Annotated in this window: 20 protein-coding genes; 1 reads left to right on the forward strand and 19 read right to left on the reverse strand. The window is 32.9% G+C overall.

Annotated features, from left to right (window positions below):
* Position 1 precedes the first annotated feature (1 nt).
* The 8 genes from BK011_05510 to BK011_05545 form a co-directional block, all read right to left on the reverse strand.
* A complete protein-coding gene (locus tag BK011_05510; GenBank protein ID AUD65163.1) occupies positions 2 to 1,717 on the reverse strand; it encodes an aspartate--tRNA ligase in 1,716 nt (571 codons plus the stop codon).
* A 1-nt stretch (position 1,718) separates the two neighbouring features.
* Positions 1,719 to 2,987: a histidine--tRNA ligase gene (locus BK011_05515; GenBank protein ID AUD65164.1), complete on the reverse strand. Its 1,269-nt coding sequence runs from the start codon at positions 2,985 to 2,987 to the stop codon at positions 1,719 to 1,721.
* A complete protein-coding gene (locus tag BK011_05520; protein ID AUD65165.1) occupies positions 2,968 to 3,546 on the reverse strand; it encodes a hypothetical protein in 579 nt (192 codons plus the stop codon). The genes BK011_05515 and BK011_05520 overlap by 20 nt, the downstream gene beginning before the upstream one ends.
* A 258-nt stretch (positions 3,547 to 3,804) precedes the next feature.
* Positions 3,805 to 4,806, reverse strand: coding sequence for a hypothetical protein (locus BK011_05525; protein AUD65166.1), 1,002 nt, complete (start codon positions 4,804 to 4,806; stop codon positions 3,805 to 3,807).
* A 40-nt stretch (positions 4,807 to 4,846) separates the two neighbouring features.
* Positions 4,847 to 5,815 (reverse strand): hypothetical protein, encoded by a 969-nt coding sequence (locus tag BK011_05530; GenBank protein AUD65167.1) that lies wholly within the window; start codon positions 5,813 to 5,815, stop codon positions 4,847 to 4,849.
* Positions 5,816 to 5,946: 131 nt separating this feature from the next.
* Positions 5,947 to 6,393 carry a D-tyrosyl-tRNA(Tyr) deacylase gene (locus BK011_05535; protein ID AUD65168.1) on the reverse strand — a complete coding sequence of 149 codons (447 nt, stop codon included), beginning with the start codon at positions 6,391 to 6,393 and terminating at the stop codon, positions 5,947 to 5,949.
* A complete protein-coding gene (locus tag BK011_05540; protein ID AUD65169.1) occupies positions 6,390 to 8,567 on the reverse strand; it encodes a (p)ppGpp synthetase in 2,178 nt (725 codons plus the stop codon). The genes BK011_05535 and BK011_05540 overlap by 4 nt, the downstream gene beginning before the upstream one ends.
* A gap of 13 nt (positions 8,568 to 8,580) precedes the next feature.
* On the reverse strand, positions 8,581 to 9,093 hold the full coding sequence (locus BK011_05545) for an adenine phosphoribosyltransferase (protein AUD65170.1): 513 nt from the start codon (positions 9,091 to 9,093) through the stop codon (positions 8,581 to 8,583).
* 92 nt (positions 9,094 to 9,185) lie between these two features.
* Here BK011_05545 and BK011_05550 point away from each other — a divergent pair, with 92 nt between their 5' ends.
* Positions 9,186 to 10,421 (forward strand): hypothetical protein, encoded by a 1,236-nt coding sequence (locus BK011_05550; GenBank protein ID AUD65171.1) that lies wholly within the window; start codon positions 9,186 to 9,188, stop codon positions 10,419 to 10,421.
* Between the two features lie 38 nt (positions 10,422 to 10,459).
* On the opposite strand, the gene BK011_05555 is transcribed toward BK011_05550, so the two are convergent.
* From BK011_05555 to BK011_05605, 11 genes are all read right to left on the reverse strand, one after another.
* Positions 10,460 to 11,386, reverse strand: a complete 927-nt coding sequence (locus BK011_05555) for a carbamate kinase (protein ID AUD65172.1) — start codon at positions 11,384 to 11,386, stop codon at positions 10,460 to 10,462.
* Positions 11,373 to 12,392, reverse strand: a complete 1,020-nt coding sequence (locus tag BK011_05560) for an ornithine carbamoyltransferase (GenBank protein AUD65173.1) — start codon at positions 12,390 to 12,392, stop codon at positions 11,373 to 11,375. The genes BK011_05555 and BK011_05560 overlap by 14 nt, the downstream gene beginning before the upstream one ends.
* A 1-nt stretch (position 12,393) precedes the next feature.
* The gene (locus BK011_05565; GenBank protein AUD65174.1) at positions 12,394 to 13,476 is read right to left on the reverse strand and encodes an alanine racemase; all 1,083 of its coding nucleotides are present in this window, start codon (positions 13,474 to 13,476) and stop codon (positions 12,394 to 12,396) included.
* Positions 13,469 to 14,518 (reverse strand): hypothetical protein, encoded by a 1,050-nt coding sequence (locus BK011_05570; protein AUD65175.1) that lies wholly within the window; start codon positions 14,516 to 14,518, stop codon positions 13,469 to 13,471. The genes BK011_05565 and BK011_05570 overlap by 8 nt, the downstream gene beginning before the upstream one ends.
* Positions 14,508 to 15,866: a hypothetical protein gene (locus BK011_05575; protein ID AUD65176.1), complete on the reverse strand. Its 1,359-nt coding sequence runs from the start codon at positions 15,864 to 15,866 to the stop codon at positions 14,508 to 14,510. The genes BK011_05570 and BK011_05575 overlap by 11 nt, the downstream gene beginning before the upstream one ends.
* Positions 15,856 to 18,051 carry a LuxR family transcriptional regulator gene (locus BK011_05580; protein AUD65177.1) on the reverse strand — a complete coding sequence of 732 codons (2,196 nt, stop codon included), beginning with the start codon at positions 18,049 to 18,051 and terminating at the stop codon, positions 15,856 to 15,858. Before BK011_05580 ends, BK011_05575 begins: the two co-directional genes overlap by 11 nt.
* Positions 18,038 to 18,406 carry an ornithine aminomutase gene (locus BK011_05585; GenBank protein ID AUD65178.1) on the reverse strand — a complete coding sequence of 123 codons (369 nt, stop codon included), beginning with the start codon at positions 18,404 to 18,406 and terminating at the stop codon, positions 18,038 to 18,040. The genes BK011_05580 and BK011_05585 overlap by 14 nt, the downstream gene beginning before the upstream one ends.
* Positions 18,396 to 19,790, reverse strand: a complete 1,395-nt coding sequence (locus BK011_05590) for a PLP-dependent lyase/thiolase (GenBank protein ID AUD65179.1) — start codon at positions 19,788 to 19,790, stop codon at positions 18,396 to 18,398. Before BK011_05590 ends, BK011_05585 begins: the two co-directional genes overlap by 11 nt.
* The gene (locus BK011_05595) at positions 19,787 to 20,074 is read right to left on the reverse strand and encodes a hypothetical protein (protein ID AUD65180.1); all 288 of its coding nucleotides are present in this window, start codon (positions 20,072 to 20,074) and stop codon (positions 19,787 to 19,789) included. The genes BK011_05590 and BK011_05595 overlap by 4 nt, the downstream gene beginning before the upstream one ends.
* A gap of 13 nt (positions 20,075 to 20,087) precedes the next feature.
* Entirely contained in the window at positions 20,088 to 21,137 is a 1,050-nt protein-coding gene (locus BK011_05600; GenBank protein ID AUD65181.1) for a dihydrodipicolinate reductase, read from the reverse strand.
* Positions 21,138 to 21,219: 82 nt separating this feature from the next.
* Positions 21,220 to 21,717, reverse strand: coding sequence for an ATP:cob(I)alamin adenosyltransferase (locus BK011_05605; GenBank protein ID AUD65182.1), 498 nt, complete (start codon positions 21,715 to 21,717; stop codon positions 21,220 to 21,222).
* Positions 21,718 to 21,725 lie beyond the last annotated feature (8 nt).

The raw sequence follows: 21,725 nt of genomic DNA on the forward strand, positions 1-21,725 counted from the left end.
ATTATTCACCAACTTTCAAATGTAACTCTTTTAATTGAACTTGATCAACATCACTTGGTGCTTGCATCATTTGATCTTTTGCACTTTGCGTTTTAGGAAATGCAATGACATCTTTAATATTTGTTGTATGTGTCATTAACATAACGATTCTATCTAAACCTAGCGCTAACCCACCATGAGGTGGCGTACCATATTTTAAAGCATCTACAAAGAATCCAAAACGATGTTTTACATCTTCATCAGTTAATCCTAGTGTTTTAAACATTAATTTTTGGACTTCTTGATCATAGATTCTTAATGATCCCCCACCAATTTCATAACCATTTAAAACGATGTCATAGGCTTTAGCATATGCTTCTTTTGGATTATCTTTTAAGACTTTTGGATCACTCGGTTGAGTAAATGGATGATGTTTAGCATAAAAACGACCTTCTTCTGCATCATATTCTAAAAGTGGCCAATCTGTAATCCATACAAATTGATAATGATTTGGGTCTGCAAGTCCAAACATACTTGCAAGTTCGACTCTTAGTGCACCTAAAGCGTTTAATGCATTATCGTCATTTCCAGGTACCAAGAATAAAATATCTTGTTCTTTCAAGTTCAATTTTGCATAATCTGTATCAGTCATAAATTTGTTTATACTGCCCGAATAACCTTCATTTGTATATTTAATAAATGCGAGTGCATCTCCATGATTTTTCTTAACTAACGCAGATAGTTGATCAATTTGTTTTCTTGATAAACTTGAACCATTTGGCATGATTAAGCCTTTAACATATGTTTTATCATTAAACAAAGGTATATCGATAGCATTAAATAATTCTGAATAATCAGATATATGTAACTCATATCTTAAGTCAGGTTTGTCTGTACCATAAGTTTCCATTGCTTCTTTATAACTCATTTTTCTAAATGGAGTTTGAACTTCTACATCAAGTACTTTTTTAAATGTATGGACCATGATTTTTTCAATTAAACTTTGAATATCTGATTCATCAATAAAAGAAGCTTCGATATCGACTTGTGTAAATTCAGGTTGACGGTCTGCTCTTAAGTCTTCATCTCTAAAACATTTTGCGATTTGGAAATATTTCTCAAAACCAGCAACCATAAATAATTGTTTATATATTTGAGGAGATTGAGGAAGTGCATAAAAATGACCTGCATAAAGTCTAGAAGGTACTAAATAGTCTCTTGCACCTTCTGGTGTTGACTTACCTAATATCGGTGTTTCTAACTCATAAAACCCTTCATCAACTAATACACTTCTAATCGCTTGGGTGATCTTATGTCTTTGGATTAAAAAGTTTTGCATCACCGGACGTCTTAAATCTAAATAACGGTATTTAAGCCTTGTTTCTTCAAGTGCATCTGAATCATTAGATACTGTCATCGGAGGCGTTTCAGCTGCACTTAAAATCATTAAATCCATGACTTCAATCTCGATTTCTCCTGTAGGAATGTTTAAGTTTTTGCTTTCGCGTTCTAAAACAACACCTTTGACTTCAATGACATATTCACTTCTGATTTTTAATGCCTTTTCATAGTCTTTATGATCTGGTTTTACCACAATTTGTGTGATCCCAAATCTGTCTCTTAAGTCTATAAACACTAAACCACCTAGGTTTCTTGATTTTTGAACCCAACCTTTTAGATAAACATGTTGTCCAACATGCTTGATATTTAATTCATTATTATGATGTGTATATTTCATGTTATTTCTCCAATTTTTGTGTTAAATAAGTCACAACTTCATTTAGTTTAATTTCTTCTTGTACTTCTGTTTTTGTATCTTTAATACTGACCATACCACGATTAAATTCTTCATCGCCTAAGATCAATAAATATTTGGTATCTAGTCTTAATGCTTGTTTGAACTGACCTTTAAATGATTTTTGGGTATAGTTCATATCAGAGACAAGGTTTGCACTTCTTAAATCATATAACAATTTCATCGCATGTTTGCGTAAATCAGGACTTGTTGTTACGATGAATGCATCAACTTCAAGGTCTTTTGAAAAATCGATTTCAAGGGCATCTAATGCCATTAAAAGTCTTTCCATGCCACATGCAAATCCTATCCCACCTAAATCTGGTCCTCCAAGTTCCTTAACAAGGTTTTGGTATCTACCACCACCACCTAAAACATTTTGTGCACCAAATCCTGCGATGTCAGCTTCTATTTCAAATACTGTATGACTATAGTAATCGAGTCCTCGTACAAGTCTTGGTGCGATTTCATAATCAATTTCAGCAGCATTTAAATAAGCGATAACTTCGTCAAAATAGATTTTTGACTCCTCGTTTAATAAATCGAGTGTTGTTGGAGCTGATTTAACAGCTTCATGTTTTTGGTCGATTTTACAATCCAAAATCCGTAATGGATTTTTATTAATTCTTTCCTTACAATCGTTACATAACTCATCTTTATGAGGTGTAAAATGATCAACTAAAGCTTTTTGATAAGCATCTCTCGATTTTTGATTACCTAAAGTGTTAATTCTAACTTTGACACCTTTTAGTCCTAAGCGTTTAATAAAATCGTACGCTAAAATGATGATTTCTGCATCTAATGATGGATCAACCGTACCAATGGCTTCTACACCAAATTGATAAAATTGACGATAACGTCCTTTTTGAGGTCTTTCATATCTAAAATTAGGCCCTATATAATAAACTTTTTCTAACTCTTGTGATGCATAAAGCTTATTTTCGACATAAGCTCTAATCACACCTGCTGTACCCTCAGGTCTAAGTGTTAAAGCTCTATTTGAACGATCTACAAAATCATAAGTCTCTTTTGTGACCATATCGGATCCTTCAGAATCTCTATGAAAGACATTAGAATACTCCATAATTGGTATTCTCATTTCCCTGATGTTATATAGATTTAATATTTCTCTAATTTTTTCTTCTAGTTTTATCCATTTGTGCGATTCATTTGGAAGCACATCATATGTTCCTTTAACTCTGTTTGCGCTCATTGTATTGCTCCTTTGTCATCTCATATGTCAAGAGTTCATCACTTAAAACATATGATCTTTTTTCTAATATGTAAGGTTCTTTTTTAATATAATTGAAACCTGATTTCAATATAACTTTTTTACTACCAATATTTTGACTGATATGTTTCACTATAATTTTATCATAATTTAGATGTTCAAAGCCTATTTTTACTAAAGCTTTTACAGCTTTGGTCATGATACCTTGACCCCAATAATCTTTATGAATAACATAACCGATTTCAGCATAGTTTCTATTGATCGGTTTTGTATGAAAATCCACTGTTCCAATCATTTGATTTTTATTTTTATCAATGATGGCATAACCAATGGGTAATCCTTGTTTAATTCTCGGATAAAAAATTTTAGTGATCGAATATTTTGCTTCTAAAGGATGTAAAAAGGGCCCCCATGAAAGATATTTAGTTGTTTCTTCATCTTTGCCATATATATACATATCTTTATAATCACTTTTTTTGATTGTTCTAAGCATGTAATGATCAAAAGATATGATCGGCATATTTTTGTATGGTTTTTTCATTTGATTACCTTCTTTGATTTTAAAAAAAATCGTCCCTAAAAAAATCTAAGGACGAATATGTTCGCGGTACCACCTTAGTTCTAGAAAATTTCTAGCCCTCAATGTTTGATATGCCTCCAAAGTTGTCACCATTTATAACATAAATGCTCTTTTTCATTGGCTATTTAAATGATATAGTATTATTCTATCTTTTAGTAGGTATTTTTGTCAACATTTATTAGAAATTTAATAAACTTTCTTATATAAATCTAAAAAATATTAAATATCATTGAAATCTATTTTACGATAATCACTGTCTATAGTCCTCTTCATTAAATAAACATATGGTATAAACCCACATTTTTGCCAAAAGGTTGATGCTTCTAAGTTAAAAGGTTTCCAGTCAGTTACAATATATTTATAGTTTTTACTTTTCAATGATTCAATTGCATGATTCATAAGTGCTTTTCCTAGATTTTTTCCTTTAAAGGCATTTAAGACACCTGCAACTACAAGTTCTACACTCATGTCAGGTATCATCAAATTCTTAGATACATACTCATATAATTGAAAACCTATAGGATGATTGTCTTTTTCTAAAATCAAAAGTTCACACACATCACTATCATTAACTAAATTTCTAAACGCTTCTTTTCGAGTTTTTAAATTATCCAAATGATAAGATACAAAGATCGGAGCTTGATTTTGATGTTCAGCTACAATAAATGCTAACTTCTCAAGTATGGCTGCATCTTGTTGATGATACTTTCTTATACTTGCATCGGTATTTTTTATTAAAAATGGCTGAAAAGTATCAGTTGACATTGCGGCATAGGCCTGTTCTATAGAAAAACCTAATTGATGTGCAGAATCTAAGTGTTCTTTATGTCCTAAAGGCATCATTAAATAATGTATGAAAAAACCTTGATTAACCCACTGTTTTGAAACTTCTTTATACATATGCTTTATGATATCACTCGATTGATTGGTTATTGCAGCTAAGCCCTCGTAAGGCACATGTACAAAGAATTTTCCATGCTCCTTTTTATAGGTTAATCCATAAATATAACCAACAGCTATATCATTTTTAAATGCAACAACACCAATTAAATTCTCTGAATCAATTACTTTGGAAAAATGATCTTTTACATCAGATATTTCATGGATTGCATCTTTTAAAAAGGAATATTCCTTGTTTTCTTGATTTTGTCTACTTATGAGTAGTTTACATATTACATCTAGATGATCTTTTGTTAGCGTTTCATATCTTAAATCTCTCATAAAAACTCCCATTTTATTTATCTAAAATTCAAATAAATACTCATCTAACTAGATTAGCATTAGTTTTCACACAAAAATATGTTTTTCCATCAATAAATGTATAATCAAAACCAGCAATTGTACCCTCTTTTTGAATATTAAAATTGAGTTCCATTGGAATTCCAGAAATCAAAAAATGTGTGTTTGATTTAGGTATTAATTTATAATCATTCCAAAATTTTCCAACCAATATGAGCAAATCATCTTTTTCAACAATCTGTAATGTTTCACCTTTGGCTGGGAAATGATCTGGCACTTGATACATGCCTAAATATTTTTTTAGATCACTTTTACTTAGTTCATGTGTGTTATTGATCCTTGGATATCCTAGCCATGCTAAAATCATCTCTTCATTCTTTGGCCAATTTTCTTCGGTAACATCCAATTGAAGTATTTGATAATCACTTAAAGGTAATAGATCAGCATATAAGTTCTGAGCGTCAGAAAAATATGCAACCATACCTTCAAATCCAGTTCTATTCCTATGCTTTTGGTAAGGACCTTCTTCAATTTTTTCAATGGTATACTCAGTCCAGATGTCTCCCCTTCTTTCACACGCTCTAGTAATAATCGTCTTTGTATCACCTTTAAAAAAGATAACCTTAGGATTTAGTTCAGATAATAATCTATTTAAACTTTGAAAATAATCTTTGATTTTTTCGAAAGATATCTCAAGATTAAGCAGATAAAGCGTATAACTCAAATAAGCACTGTCAATGATGAAAGTTGAATCTGACTCCTTAATTTTATCGATTAAATGTCTCCAACACTTGATGAGCGTCTCTACTTGATTCTTATTCGGTTGATCATAGTCTTCCCAAAACTGATTAAAATAGCCACCATCATGCTCATACTCATCTAACCAATAGACTGATTCCCCATTAAGATTAAGTTGTTGCGTTATAAATTGCGAGATCGTAGATTTACCACTTCCCGGTTGTCCTTCAACAAATATTATTTTATGCTGCATATAACTTCCTCCATCGTTATCACTCTTTCAATTATATAACAAAACCACTTTAAATCAAAGAGGAACTACATCAACTCAAGTAGTTCCTCTTATCTAAAATATATTTAATTATCTTTTATAATGTAAGATTATTATCTATTTTTACTATCCAAAATAATGGTTACTGGTCCATCATTGATTAAAGAAATCTCCATCATTGCTCCGAAAATCCCTTTTTCAATCTTAATATTTTGCTTTTTCAACTTTGCATTAAAATCATTATAAATTTCTTCTGCAACATCAGGTTTTGCAGCTTCAATGAAACTCGGTCTATTGCCTTTTTTAGTGTCTGCATGTAAAGTAAACTGCGAGATACTAAGAATTTCATAGTTTTCTTGAAGAACTGAAAGATTCATCTTGCCCTGATCATCCTCAAAAATACGTAAATTTAATACCTTCTTTACTAAATAATCAACATCCTCTTTTGTATCATCATGAGTAACACCAACAAATAATAATAAACCTTGATTAATGCTTCCAACAATCTGTTGATCTACACTTACAGATGCCTCTTTAACTCTTTGGACAACAACTCTCATTTGAAATCTCTTTCCACTGAAAAGATGTCACTTACTTTTCTTAAGTTAACCATGAGTGATTGTAACTGATTTTGATCATTCACTAAAACCTTAAGCTTAATCACCATTTCAAGATTTGATCCAGTATTAGCATTTACTTCGGCAATACTAATGGTTTGTGCGTTAACCGCAGTGACAATATCAGTTAATAACGTCGGTTTTGCAGTTCCTATAATTTTTATTCTTGTTGGATATTTTCTAGTGATTTCAGTTGACCAGAAAGCCTCTATCAATCTGTTTTCGTCAAATTGACTACAATTTGGACAATATGTTGAATGAATAACAATACCACTTGTCTTGCTCACAAAGCCAATAATTGGGTCACCAGGTATAGGTAGACAACAATTGGCAAGCTTTAATTGTGGACTTGATAAGCCTTCAATAACGACACCAGTTTCACTATGTGTGATAAGCTGTCTTGCAGCTTTTTCCATTTGTCTTTGAAGTAGTAGTTCTTTATCAACTTCTTTTCCTAATAGTTTTGCAACAACCGTTTTAGAACTAATAATGCCTTTGCCTATTTCTAAATAAAGACCTTCTAATTCAGTGACCATGTTTTTTTCAAAATGTTTCTTGACAAATGCATCATCAATAGAAACATCTACTTTTTGGGCAGACATCTCACGGTCTAATTGATCTTTACCTAATTGAATTAAATTATCTCGATTTTGTTTATTTAAAAAACTTTTAATTTTATGTTTTGCATGTGATGATTTAGCAATTTTAAGCCAATCTTCACTCGGACCATAAGAACTTTTGTTGGTTTTAACACTGACGATATCACCAGTATTTAATTCGTAATCTAATGTTACAATTCGATTGTTGACATTAGCCCCAACCATCTTATTACCAATATCCGTATGGATTCGGTATGCGAAATCGATAGGTGTTGCCCCTTTAGGAAGTTCAATGACTTCTCCTTTTGGTGTAAATACATATACATTCGCATCTAAGATATCACCTTTTACAGTACCTACAAACTCTTCAGCTGTACCTTCTGTTTCATCAGAATCTTCGGTCATCTTCATGAGTTCTCCATACCATTTAAGTTTTTGTGCAATTTCAAACTGTTCACGTTCTTTAGAATAAGTTTTATTTTCTTTATATGCCCAGTGAGCTGCAACCCCAAACTCTGCGACAGAATCCATTTCTTTTGTTCTAATTTGCACTTCAAAAAGTGTTCCATCTTCGGATAAAACAGTCGTATGGAGTGATTGATACATATTTGGTTTAGGTACTGCTATATAGTCCTTAAAACGTCTTGGAATCGGTGTATAATTCGCATGAATGATACCTAATGCTTGATAACATGTCTCTACTTTAGGAACAATAATTCTTACCGCAAGTAAGTCATAAATATCTTCAAATGCACGATGGTCTCTAACCATTTTCTTATAAATAGAAAAAATGTTTTTAATACGACCTTTAATTTCATAGTTTTGTAGTTCACTATGATTAAATAGACCCTTAATACTTTCAATAATTTTTTCGATGGATGCTTCTCGTTCAGCTTTTTTTGCTTGGATCATATTTGATACACGATAATACATCGGTGGATCAGTATATCTTAAGGATCTATCTTCTAGTTCAGCTTTTATTCTAAAGATCCCGAGTCTATGAGCAAGTGGTGCATAAATATCTAATGTCTCACTAGCAATTTTATATTGTTTTTCTGGAGACATGGAGTTTAATGTTCTCACATTATGTAATCTATCTGCAATCTTAATTAAGACAACTCTGATGTCTTTAGCCATTGCTAAAAGCATTTTTTGATGATTATCCGCTTGTGATGCTACTTGATTAAACGATAGTTTACCAATTTTAGTCACACCATCAACAAGTGCTGCAATCTCAGGACCAAAATCTTTTTCAACATCTTTTAATGATAAATCTGTGTCTTCTACTGTGTCATGAAGTAGTGCTGCAATAATCGTTGCTGGACCAGCAGTTAACTCTGATAAGATTTTTGCAACCGCTACTGGGTGAGTGATGTATGGTTCTCCACTTTTACGCATTTGTCCTTCGTGTTTTTCCTTAGCTAAAAAATAAGCCTTTTTTATAAGCTCTACATCTTTTTCATTTTTTATGTATTTTCCAAAAGCTTCTGCTAAAGTTTGAAATAGTGGATCAGTCACAGATTCACCCCTTTTAGTATGATATTAGTGTTAGTATATCATGACCTTTTAATTTATCTCTACCATTTAGTTCTGTTAATTCTATTAAAAATGCTAGACCAACAACTTCTCCGCCTAGTTTTTCAACAAGTTCTATGGTTGCTTCCATTGTACCACCTGTAGCGAGTAAGTCGTCAACAACTAAAACTTTATCTCCAGGTTTTACTGCATCTGCATGCATACACAATTCATTTGAACCATATTCTAAATCATAAGAAACTGATATAGCTTCTCTAGGGAGTTTCCCTGGTTTTCTTACAGGTGCAAATCCAATGCCCATATTTGTTGCTACAGGACATCCAAAAATGAATCCTCTAGCTTCTGGACCAACGATCACTGTTGCTCCTTTTTCTTGTGCAAATTTAGTAAATTCATCTGATGCATATTTATATGCTTTACCATCTAACATGAGTGGTGTTATATCTCTAAATAAAATCCCTTCTTTCGGGAAATTTGGTACTTCTGCAATATAGTCTTTTAAGTTCATAATAAGCCTCCGGTATCTTTTTGTATCACTTATTTATTTTATCGCATTTTATTACTTTTTACAAGTATGCTATAATGTTGGTGGGTGATAAAATGAAACCTTTAGCATATCGGATTAGACCAACTGAATTTAGCGATGTCTTCGGACAGGACCATCTTGTTTCACAAGATGGTGTTTTGAGTTTAATGCTAAAAAAAGAGAAACTATTATCATTTATTTTATATGGTCCCCCAGGAACTGGTAAAACCACGATCGCGACTATTTTTGCTGAAAAAGCTGGTCATGAATTCTATTTTTTTAATGCATCAACTGATAACAAGCAAAGACTAAAAGATATTTTAGATACAACAGCTTATAAAGATATTTTAATCGTTGTTGATGAAATCCACAGAATGAAAAAAGATATTCAAGATTATTTACTACCTTTTATGGAAAATGGTAAAGCTACTGTCATTGGATTAACAACACTTAACCCTTATCAATCTGTCAATCCAGCGATTCGTTCGAGATGTCATTTGTATGAAGTAAAAAAATTAACAGATGATGCCATAGAAAAAGCAGTTTTAAATGGTATTCATCATTTAGATATCGATATTCATATCGATCAAAAGGCATTAACTAAAATTGTGAAATTTTCTAATCATGAAGTCAGAACCGCATTAAACATCTTAGAAAGTGCATCATTACTTCTAGATGATGGTGATACTTTGATGAGTCATCATATCGACCGCATCAGTGGCAAAAAGCATTTAGATCTTGATGATCATGAAGATCATTTCTATGATTTATTAAGTGCTCTACAAAAATCAATTAGAGGGTCAGATGTTGATGCGTCTATCCATTATTTAGCACGATTATTAACACTTGATGATTTATTATCCATTATTAGAAGACTTTTAGTCATAGCATATGAAGATATTGGACTTGCAAATCCAATGATGGGACAAAAAGTCTTAGCTGCTACAGAAGCTGCTTTAAAAGTAGGCATGCCAGAAGCGAGAATCATTTTATCAACCACGGTTATCGATATGGCATTATCTCCGAAAAGTAATACTGGTGTGATTGCGATTGATGAAGCACTTAGTGATTATGAAAACGAAGATTGTGGAGTAATTCCTGATCATGCAAGTAATAGAAAAATCAAGTTAAACCCTGAAATATATCATTATCCACATAACGATGATCAATCAATTAATGATCAGTCATATATGCCAGATAAAATTAAAAATAAGGTTTATTACCATCCAAAATCAGAAAGTGCATATGAAAAAGCATTGTCTGATCGTTTAAAAATGATCGACCAAATCAAACATAAAAAAAGAGATTAAAAAAATCACGGTTCATATTAGAATCGTGATTTTTATCTTTATCTCGGTAAAATTTCAGTACCTTTGTGGTGAACAATCGCATCATAGGCTTGATCTAATGACGCTATAATTGCTTTATGACTACTATGCTTTACAAAGGATATACATGCCTCTACTTTTGGTAGCATTGAACCTTTTTTAAAATGATTGTCATTAATTAAAGTTTCTAACTCATCAACATAAATCTTTTCTAACTTAATCTGGTTAGGTTCATTAAAATTTAAGTATACATGATCGACAGCAGTTAAAATAATTAATGCATCTGCATCAATAATTTCAGCAATTTTTGCACTCGCAAAATCTTTATCAATCACTGCGTCGACACCATGATAACCAAATTCATCTTTAATGACTGGGATACCTCCACCTCCACCACTGATAACGATGTGATGTTTTTCAAGTAATGCTAACAAGCTTTCTTTCTCAATCACATCGATTGGTAGTGGACTTGGTACTACTCTTCGATATCCACGTCCAGCATCTTCAACCATATCATAATTTAAAGTTTTAGTTAACTCATCGGCTTCTTCTTTACTATAAAAACTACCTATAGGTTTCGAAGGATTTTTAAATCTTGGATCATTTTGATCGACTAGAATTTGAGTCACAAGTGTTACTACTTTTCTGTTTAATTTTTCTTGCTTAATCAAATTGATTAAAGCATTTTGGATATGAAAGCCAATATAACCTTGACTCATTGCACCACACTCAGCAAATGGCATCATTGGTGTTGATTTTGATTCATTAAAAGCCAAATTAATCATACCAACTTGTGGTCCATTACCATGAACTAAAACAATATCATGCCTTTCTTTAATAAGTGGCAATATAGCTTTACTTACATGTTTTAATAATGCTTTTTGACTTTGTGGGTCTTTCCCTAATGCATTACCTCCAAGTGATATGACATATTTACTCATAATCATCACTCAAAGTTGCTAACATCACCGCTTTAATAGTATGCATTCTATTTTCCGCCTCTTCAAAAACGACACTTTGATTGGATTCTATGACTTCATCAGTAACCTCTAAAGCCCCTTGTTTAACAGTTGGATATTGATCACCAAACTCCATAGCAATTTGTTGTCCAACTTCCGTATCTAATCCATGAAAAGCAGGTAGGCAGTGCATGAATATAGCATCTTTATTTGCGGCTTTCATGATATCTTTAGAAACTTGATATGGATATAATTCTTTGATGCGCTTTAACCACACATCCTTAGCTTCACCCATGGATACCCAAACATCTGTATAGATAATATCGCTATGTTCTGCACCCTTTAATGGATCAGTTTCAAAAGATAGAATTGCGCCTGTTTCTTTAGCAATGTTTTCGCACACTTCTATTAACTCTTTTCTAGGCCATAATGCTTTAGGCGCAACTGCCTTAAAATTGATACCCATTTTCGCACAACCGATCATAAGTGAATTACCCATATTGTTTCTAGCGTCACCAAAATAAGTAAAATTCAAGCCTTTTAAAGTTCCAAAAGTTTCTTGAATCGTCAAGAAATCAGCAAGAATTTGTGTTGGATGATATAAATCAGTAAGGCCATTATAAACAGGAACACCTGAATATTCACTTAAAGCCATCACATCTGTTTGTAAATACCCTCTAAATTCAATCGCATCATACATATGTCCTAAAACTCTTGCAGTGTCTTTAACACTTTCTTTTTTGCCCATTTGTGATCCAGTAGGCCCTAAATAAGTCGTTTGCATCCCTAGATCATATGCGCCTACTTCAAATGCACATCTTGTTCTCGTTGAATCCTTTTGGAAAAGTAAAACAATATTTTTACCTTCTAAATAACGATGAGGTATGCCTTGCTTTTTCTCTTCCTTAAGCCTTTTTGCTAGATTAATCAAATACTGAATTTCATCAGTCGTATAATCGAGCAGTGTTAATAAACTTCTTCCTTTTAAATTCATGTTATGTTCTCCCTATATATTTTCTTGGTACCCTATATGATATATTGGTACACACTTCATAAACAATAGTCTTTTGTTTTTGTGCTACTTCATCAGTTGAAATCATACCTCCAAATAGTATGACTTCATCTCCAACTTGAACTGTATCATCAACTTTTACAAACATTGCATCCATACAGATAATCCCAACAATTGGATATCTTTTATGGTTAATCTCAACATCATTCTTTTTATTGCTTCTCAACCATCCATCAGCATAACCAATCGGTATAACAGCAATGTACTCATCTTTTTTAGCTTCATATGAAGCACCATAGCCGACTTTATCATGTGCTTTTATATGCTTCATTTCTGCAACTTGACTATGTAATGACATCACAGGTATAAGATTAGGTTTTGGCTCATCTAATGATAAACCGTATAACGATATGCCTAATCTGATATGTGTCGTAAAATCATAATCCTTTTCATATTTTATACCCGATGAAGAATTGGATATATGAATCATCGGTGGTTTATGTTTTATATCTTTAAAAATGTCTTTGAAATGATTGAGTTGCATGAGATAATAATCATAGTTCTCATTTGCAGTCGCAAAATGTGTATAAATACCTTCTAGATGTAAACTTTCATGTGTTGTAATATCATTAATCGCTTTAAGGACTTGTTCTTTATCTTCCAAACCATATCGATGCATACCTGTATCAATTTTCAAATGAATGTTTAATATACATTTTGTCTTTAAGACAGCCTTTAAAATATGTTCATCATAAATCGTAATATCGACATGGTACTTTTCAGCAACTTTAAACTGATCCTCAAGAATAGGTCCCATCATAATGATTTTGACATGATGATTGATGTTTCTAAGTTCGATTGCTTCTTCCAAGAGTGATACAGCAAATACACGAACACCTTTCTTGATTAAGTGTTCCATAATTTTTATCGCACCGTGACCATAAGCATTGGCTTTGATCACAGGGATAATCTCTTTATTAGGATTTAGTTTTTGGACGTAATCAACATTATGATCAAGAGCATTTAAATCAATTTGAGCATATGTTGGTCTATAGATATCAGACATAGACTTTCTCCACATAGGGTGATGTCATTAAACTTAATATGCCCCCATATTTAAGTTTAAACTGAATCACATCACCAATTTGATAGATACCATCAATAATATGTACAATTAAATGATCGCTACTACTTCCTACAATTTCTATACCTTTTGGAGGTATTAAATCATCATGCTTAACATCTTGTCTACCAATTGATAAGATAGCTCTTTTCATCATACCAACATCCTTGTAAGTTTGAATTTGACCAAACGCATCAAAACCAAGTTCTCCTTCAGGATATGAGGGTTTTTCCTTAATTTCTAAAATTTCAGTTTCTAAGGTAATCACATCTTCATATAAATGATCGATACGTTTTTGATATGCAGTTTCTCTACCGACAATCATTGCTTCTCCGATGCGAAGATTATTGATAAAATTAGGCATGTTACCTTCTATGAGCATTGGTATTGAAGATGAATTCCCACCAGAGATTAAATGAAGTTTCATGTCAAATGCATGTTCAATTTGATCTTTAATTGTCTTTAGTTTTTGATACGTTTCAATAGAAGGAATCACACTACCATAGCATGTTAAATTAGTACCTATGCCATATAGTTCTACATGTTGAAGTGCTAAAATTTCTTTAATGTCATCTAATTTAAAAGATTGATAATAAATGCCTTCTCTTAAATCCCCTAAATCATACATGAGTATTATTTTGTGTCTTTTTCTCATTTTCCCAGAGATTTCATCTATTTTTTTAATGACTTCAAGTTCAGAATGAAGTGACATATCTGTAAATTTAACAACAAGTGATGCTTCAGATAAAGCAGGAATTCTTAAATAAACTTTGGGTTTTATTGTCTTGATATGCATCAAATTATCTAGTTTAGAATCTGCAATAAAATCAACTTGAGATTGATCAAGTACAGATACTAACTTATCATCGGCACAATAAACTTTTGAAACCCCCATAATGGATATGCCTTGTTTATGACATAAGCCTGTGATAAATGAGACGTTATAAGCATATTTTTTTGGATCAATTAAGACTCTAGGATACATCTTTATCCTCCTTAATGTTAAACATATCACGTAGCATTTGTTTAACCTCTTCTCTGTAGTTTAAAGAAAGTACACCAAGTGAAGAAAACAAATACTTTTGGTCCTTATAAATTTTAACATGATGGTTTGGTACCAGTTTGGTAACAGATTGTTCTAAGTAGTTTCTAATAAACGGTTCAATCCCATCATGGTATAAACAAGCTCCACCTGTTAAGAAGATTGCTTGAACTTGAGAAGCGTCTTTACCATCAGGTATGACTTTCATACCATTGGTTGTAAAAACACGCTTTAAATCGCCAACATGACGGTCTAGTGCTTTTTCGACACAGACTTCTGTTAAAAGGTCGATCAGTTGTTTACCTTGATCAGTTTCTGGAATATAAGATGCTTCTTTTAAGATTCTTAAAATACTTTCTTCTTCCATATGCATGGTTTGATTTATTTTTGTTTTTCTTGATTGGGCGTAAACAAGGTTTCTATTAATGTATACACCTAAATCGCCTTCAACTGTTCGCTTAAATAAAGGTTCACCATCATGATATTTTTGATATATTTGATTGGGTTCACAAACTGAATGGACATCTGTGGTTGCCCCACCAACATCTATTGTCATTACACCTTTGATTAAATCATTTAATAAAAGCGTCGTTTCCATAACTGATCCAGGTGTAGGGATAATATGTCCATTGATCATGTCATTAATTTTGTGCATACCCTTTGCATGAACAATGTTCTCTTCAAAAGTCTCATATATTGCTTTTCTTAAAGGTAAAATATTAAAGTCATCTACTCTTGGATATACATTTTCAACAATCCTTAAATGCATAATATTTAATGCTTTGATTCGATCATGATTTTGAATATTCCCACTATAAATCATTGGTATATTTAAATCTTTTAATTTTAAGAGATTTTGATAAGCAACTTCTTTTTCGCCATAATCTGTACCTCCAGCAACAACAATAATATTAGGATGTATCGCTTTAATCTTTTCGATATCACTATCCTCTATAAGATTCGCTGTCACTAAGTGAATGTTTGCACCTGCATTTAGGGCAGCTTGTTTTGCAGCTTTTGCTGTCATTTCATAGACAAGACCATGAACAGTCATTTTTAGTCCCCCAGCTGCTGATGAGGTTGCAAACATCTCTTGATAATCAATGTCATTAACATTTAAGTTTATTTTTAGGTTTTCAATTGCTTTTTTTAAACCAATGGTGACATCAGTCTCAACAGTTGTTCTAGAATAACCCTTGCCTAAAAATCCAAGTGGTTCCTGGAATAGGTTAAATGCATTAACAATCGTTGTTGTCGATCCAATTTCTGCAACTAAAACATCAACTTTCATAAATCTTTTTGTGTTGTTTCACAATGAAAGAAGCAACATCAATTCCTTTCGTACCTCTACCAAAACCTTGATCCATGCCATATGATTTTGCGAGTTCTGGAGTCACTTGTGTACCACCAGCGATTAATATCAATTTATCTCTAACACCTTTTTCAATCGCATAATCATTTAATTTTTGCATATTCTTGTAGTGAATATCATCATGTGAGATGATGAGTGAAATCATGACACAACTTGCATCGATTTCAATAGCCGCATCAATAAATTTTTCGATTGGAACACTTGTGCCTAAGTATGTATAATGAATGCCATATTTTTCAATACCACCATGTTTGATATCCAAGATTTCTCTCATACCAACACTGTGTTCATCATTTCCACCTGTGCCAGCAACAATTTTTAAATCATGCTTTTTTACATAAGCCAAGATTTCTTCCTCTGGTAAATTTTCTTCTTTTTTGAGAATTTTTAATTCATTGATGTCAATATCAATATCAAAGACACCTTTGAATTGAACTCTCGTACCTTCACTAGGATGAAGAACTTCGACATGTATAACTTCCACATTGGTTAAATTCATTTTTTTACCTACTTCTAAAGCCGCTGCCTCGGCAGTATCTTTATCTGTTGGAAAAAATAAATCAACTGTTACCACACCATCACCCAACCACTGAACTTCTGGTTTTATAAGATGAGTGTCTCTATAATTTTTTGTTTGATCCATGCGGATATTCACATTATCTTCTTCATCAAGTTCGTCAATAAACTGGATTTTTTCAGGTTTCTCAAAAGTTGATCCATTGATTAATGATTCTGGATGTTTGCTTATACCGTATTGCTCGATATTATTGAATCCATAATGAGCTGACACTGGAGCCATATAGTCCTTAGCACGTTTATATGTTGTATCACTACCAATACCACCATTAACTTCTCGTTTAATACCGTCACCCATGCGTTCTGGATATAGTCCACTATCGACAAACATACCAGCCTCAACAGCTTTGAAATAACCACCTAATTCGATGATTTCTTCCATCATTAAAATTGCTCGTTCTTCTAGTTCACGTTTAGTTTTAAAAAGTTCTCCATCTGTTTTAAATGTTAACATGCTCATTAAATCGTCCATACCAATCATGGCTTGCTTAGCAGTATCTAAAGCTTCAATGTTAAACATATGCCACGGCACATTACGTCCTTCATCAGGAGTAATCGTTGATTGTATATCTGCAGAAGTTAGTTTAGAAATCAATAGATTTAAGACATGTGTCACTGTAGCTTCTCTTGTTGACGAATCCATATATTTTGTATTCATTTGTGCACGCATTTTATAATTGCTAAAAAACTCACGCAGTGCAAGTGCATAAGGTAGATTAAGTTTAATGTCTGGACTTGGTGGTGCAGCTGGTGGAACCGTTGATAGACAAATCAAATCTGGTTTGATCCCTACACGTTCGCTAAATCTTGAATTAATACCATGTTGCACAAGAAGTTCAGGCATCACTTTCCAAGCATCTCTAGCTGTTGCATTTGCATTATGTGCACCATCGATTTGTGCAAGTTCTCCAAAAGCCATAATTTTTTTAGATTCTGCTGCATCCACAAAACTTCTAATCATGTTAATGTTGCGATATAACACATTATATTGTGGGTCTTGATGTGCACCATTGACACCTTCTTCAGTAAACATGACTGCGATTTCAGGACCAGCAACTCCTGATACATATGAATGATAATTAATCGGTCTACCGACTTCTTCTTCAATGATATCTAAAGCTTTTCTTTGAGCTCTAACTTGTTTTCTAGTGATAGGAACTCCACCAACCCCTTGAGGAGTACCTTCAAGAAGTCCGTCCATATGTGATTGTCCAGCAGTTCTAATGACCATCATATGATCAGCACCATGATAAGCAGCCATACGCATACGTCTAATATCATCTTCGAACCTACCTGAAGCAATTTCTGTTGTAATCGTTGATTGAGGTTGTGGATCAATATGATTTAAATGTCTTGCACTTGGTAACGATACATAATTTTTTAGTGAATCACTGACATCTTGATAGAAAAAAGGTCCTATGTTTTGAGGTTTGTGTTCTCTCCATACCCAACCTTTTCTTTTGGGTCTATAATTTTCTAAATCACTTAGTATGTTTTTTATATCAAGTTTTTCATTAGGCTTTAGCATGTTTAAAATCCTCCTTGATATCATCTAGATTATGTGTTTCAAGTAGTTTCAACCCAGCTTCTCTCATATTTAGTTGATGTTTTTGGGCATACTTATAAACAACATGTCCAGCACCATGTTCAATTAAATTATTCTCCAAAATCAAATCGACGATTGCTTTTGCTTCAATCGAAGAAAATCCCATACGAAGTAGTACGCTTCGTTCAATTGAAGGTGATGTGTGTGTATAAGCTAAATCTAAAATTGGATCAATCATTTCATCTAATAATTTATAAAAATAAGTTTTCAAGTCTTGATCCGACATGTCTTTTAGGTGTTTTCGTCTTTGTTCAAAATCATCTTTTCTAGCTTTCATTGATCTTTCCCACCATTTCTATAATTGTTTGTTGATTGACTCTAAGTTCATCTTCTAAATACTTAAGTTCAGTCATACTAAACTCGTGGTTTTTATATCTTTTGAGATATGACATTTTTAATTGATTCATATCTAATGATTTATGTTTGATTAAACTTCCGGATGTAGGGAATACAAGATTTTTTCCGGGTTTTTCATCAAGTGGATGACCAAATGTTAATGTAATCCCTTGTGACTTAGCAAACGCAATTTGACTATTAAAATGTTTGCCTGCTCCAGTATATTCACTTTCTTGCACAACGATAATGAAATCTTCTGGAAGTTCTTGAGCCATTGAAAATGCTGCAGCTAAGCTTGTATTACCTGCAGGTCCTCTTTCCATACCCTCTAAAAGGGATAAAGCTTCAGTCATAAAGAAAACTGCACCTTGATTGACTAAAACATACTCGTCCATATATCTCAGTGGTCTTGCAGCACTTCTAGGTACATCAGATCGGTCAGGGTATGTTGCAAAAGGGATACCAAATCCTGTGTGACCTGTTGTAAATGATTTTAAGTTAAAATCATGATCACTTGCCATATGTAAGCCTGTTAAATCAACACTCGCACCAACGATTCTTGTGTGATTGGCACCATGATATTTAAGACCTCTTGCAGTGCCTGTTAAATTCCCACCACCAGCGTTAGTTGCAATCACGACTTCCGGATACTTGCCTTCTTTTCTTAACATTTCTTCAGCAATTTCATATCCTAGTGTTTCTATGCCTTTAACTCCATATGGGGAATAAAGTGAAGCATTGAAATATCCTGTTTCTTCTAAAATAAGCAAAAACTCATAAAAAAGTTCTGGTCCTACAGATAACTGAATAACTTCTGCACCATATGCCTCACATGCTCTAGCTTTTTCTACAATTTCTGGTTGATTCTTTTCATTAGAGTCAAAGACTTCTTGAACAATAATGCATTTCAACTTTAATCTAGCAGCCATCGCTGCTACTGCGGCACCATAGTTTCCACTTGTTGCTGCCACAACACCTTTATATCCTAATTTTTTTGCATGATATACACTAATTGCTGCTCTTCTTGCTTTAAAAGAACCACTTAAATTAAGTGCTTCATCCTTTAAAAAGATACGCGCTCCAAATCCCTTTTTTGCGAATTTTCTAGCGTATTCAGTTATATTTTTAAGTTCAACTAAAGGCGTTTGTCCTACATGATTTTCAATTTGAATCTTTTGAACTTCCTCAAAAGTATAACCAGCATCATTCATCATTTTTTCATAATCAAATGCAATACCCTCAAGTTCAAACTGCTCATAATCCAATTGTAGTGAAGATTTCATAATTGCTTGTCTTTTAGACATCATCATCTCATAATCTGTCATCTTGTTTCCTCCAAAATGATCGATTTCATCACATCAATTTCATCAACATGATCTCCAAATGAGTGTGTGTAGGATGGATTAACCTCAATCAAGATACCCTCAACTTTTCTTTTGGTTGTTGTTTCTATTTCAACCAAGTCATTAAGATTTGCATCCTCTAATAAGAAGCCTTTTATTTTCATCATATAATCTTTTGTCTTTGTATCTTCAGGAAGATTGTTTGATCTTTCATTATGCTTTAAAACAATTTTTTTAACCATGACATATGTGCCTTTTTGGATCATCATATTCCTCCTATCAAACGAGTTCCTCTTCAATCATATCTCTCATATCACCAAGGATTGCTCTTGGGATTGGTAAATCTAACATTGTTTTTAAACCTGGTCTAGCATTGATGACATGTGGAATCATATTGACACAAATCGCAATTGTTCCTAAGCCACCTTCAATTTCAGGTGTAATCGCCATATGGATATCAGGAGAACCATAAATATCGATATAATCTCCAGTATGAACACCTTCAAGATTTGGTTCGATTTGTTGAGGATGATCCATATTTAAGAATTGATCATCACCCATATATCCTTGAGCGGTCATATTGATACCTGCCAATGTGCCTTTCTTCGCAAATCCATATTTTGATTTTCTATCTACAGTAGTAATAATCGGTTTCATTTGTTGTTCGAATCTTGTTGGATGAATACCTAAACCTTTAAAAATCATATGTACACTTTGATTAAAACCAACATGACCTGCTAAATCATTGTTTTCAATACGTTCATGATACTTTTCAAGTGTATCTCCAACACCTTGTTCATCCATGACTGCAGGTCCAAAAGGACTCAAACTATTGACACGTTTTACATCAATATGACTAACATCTTTCATTGTACCAGTAAGTGCAAGGACCAAAAAATCCATAACAAACCCTGGATTAATTCCAGTACCTAATATGGTGACACCATGCTTCTTAGCTAACTCATCCATTTCTTCTGATAATGCTTTATGTGATTGATATGGATAAGCCATCTCTTCAGCTGTGGTGATACAGTTCACTTTTTTCTCAACAACTTTTTTAATCTTTTGGAATGCTCCTTTTACAAAACTATCCGTACAAAGCATTACGACATCAGGTTTTTGTTCATCAAGAAGATGATCGATGTCATTTGATATCACAGCATCACAAGAAGCCTTGCTTTCAAGCAAGTCATTAACCTTCTTTCCAACGATTTTAGGGTTAATGTCACAAACACCAACTATTTCTACGCCTTTTTTTGTTAGTAGCATGTCTGCCATACCTTGTCCCATGGCTCCAAATCCCCATATAACTACTTTAACTGTTCTCATTATTATCCCGCCTTTCATCAAGACTATGATAACACGAAACCGCTTACATTGTAAATTAAAAAATAAGATAAGTTAACTTATCTTATCTTATTTCATATGTTCTCCCTAAAGTAAAGAAGAAATCTGAGAGTCTATTGACATATTTTAACGTATGGTCATTAACTTTTTTATGACTATCTAGTTCTACTAAAACACGTTCTAATGCTCTAGTCTTTACACGACACATATTGAGCCATGCTTGTGCTAAATTTTGATCAAGTTGAATGAATTTCGTCAATTTTTCTAAAGTTTCATCCATGTGATCAATTTCTTTTTCTAATAATAAAACATCGGTTTCAAAGACTTTAATTTGTTTTAAATCATCTAAAGCAATCTCATAGGCCATTTGATAAAATGTATAGTGGATTTTATCTAACAAATCTAAAGTTTTTTGGTCTTTAATGTGTTGTTTCGCAACTAAAATAGTTGCCATCACTTCATCAATTTGTCCATTGACTTCGATATGAAAATCATTTTTCTTAACTCTTCTTACGAGTAGATCTGTTTCACCAGAATCTCCCCTTTTTGTATAAATTTTCATAAGACCTC

This window comes from Tenericutes bacterium MZ-XQ (assembly GCA_002838205.1).
Classification (GTDB): Bacteria; Bacillota_I; Bacilli_A; order Acholeplasmatales; family Acholeplasmataceae; genus Mariniplasma.

What these genes read in the sequence shown, in the direction of transcription:
- BK011_05510 (AUD65163.1), bottom strand. Translation starts at nt 1,717, where the DNA reads ATGAAATATACACATCATAATAATGAATTAAATATCAAGCATGTTGGA.
- BK011_05515 (AUD65164.1), bottom strand. Translation starts at nt 2,987, where the DNA reads ATGAGCGCAAACAGAGTTAAAGGAACATATGATGTGCTTCCAAATGAA.
- BK011_05520 (AUD65165.1), bottom strand. Translation starts at nt 3,546, where the DNA reads ATGAAAAAACCATACAAAAATATGCCGATCATATCTTTTGATCATTAC.
- BK011_05525 (AUD65166.1), bottom strand. Translation starts at nt 4,806, where the DNA reads ATGAGAGATTTAAGATATGAAACGCTAACAAAAGATCATCTAGATGTA.
- BK011_05530 (AUD65167.1), bottom strand. Translation starts at nt 5,815, where the DNA reads ATGCAGCATAAAATAATATTTGTTGAAGGACAACCGGGAAGTGGTAAA.
- BK011_05535 (AUD65168.1), bottom strand. Translation starts at nt 6,393, where the DNA reads ATGAGAGTTGTTGTCCAAAGAGTTAAAGAGGCATCTGTAAGTGTAGAT.
- BK011_05545 (AUD65170.1), bottom strand. Translation starts at nt 9,093, where the DNA reads ATGAACTTAAAAGACTATATTGCAGAAGTACCAAATTTCCCGAAAGAA.
- BK011_05550 (AUD65171.1), top strand. Translation starts at nt 9,186, where the DNA reads ATGAAACCTTTAGCATATCGGATTAGACCAACTGAATTTAGCGATGTC.
- BK011_05555 (AUD65172.1), bottom strand. Translation starts at nt 11,386, where the DNA reads ATGATTATGAGTAAATATGTCATATCACTTGGAGGTAATGCATTAGGG.
- BK011_05560 (AUD65173.1), bottom strand. Translation starts at nt 12,392, where the DNA reads ATGAATTTAAAAGGAAGAAGTTTATTAACACTGCTCGATTATACGACT.
- BK011_05565 (AUD65174.1), bottom strand. Translation starts at nt 13,476, where the DNA reads ATGTCTGATATCTATAGACCAACATATGCTCAAATTGATTTAAATGCT.
- BK011_05570 (AUD65175.1), bottom strand. Translation starts at nt 14,518, where the DNA reads ATGTATCCTAGAGTCTTAATTGATCCAAAAAAATATGCTTATAACGTC.
- BK011_05575 (AUD65176.1), bottom strand. Translation starts at nt 15,866, where the DNA reads ATGAAAGTTGATGTTTTAGTTGCAGAAATTGGATCGACAACAACGATT.
- BK011_05580 (AUD65177.1), bottom strand. Translation starts at nt 18,051, where the DNA reads ATGCTAAAGCCTAATGAAAAACTTGATATAAAAAACATACTAAGTGAT.
- BK011_05585 (AUD65178.1), bottom strand. Translation starts at nt 18,406, where the DNA reads ATGAAAGCTAGAAAAGATGATTTTGAACAAAGACGAAAACACCTAAAA.
- BK011_05590 (AUD65179.1), bottom strand. Translation starts at nt 19,790, where the DNA reads ATGACAGATTATGAGATGATGATGTCTAAAAGACAAGCAATTATGAAA.
- BK011_05595 (AUD65180.1), bottom strand. Translation starts at nt 20,074, where the DNA reads ATGATCCAAAAAGGCACATATGTCATGGTTAAAAAAATTGTTTTAAAG.
- BK011_05600 (AUD65181.1), bottom strand. Translation starts at nt 21,137, where the DNA reads ATGAGAACAGTTAAAGTAGTTATATGGGGATTTGGAGCCATGGGACAA.
- BK011_05605 (AUD65182.1), bottom strand. Translation starts at nt 21,717, where the DNA reads ATGAAAATTTATACAAAAAGGGGAGATTCTGGTGAAACAGATCTACTC.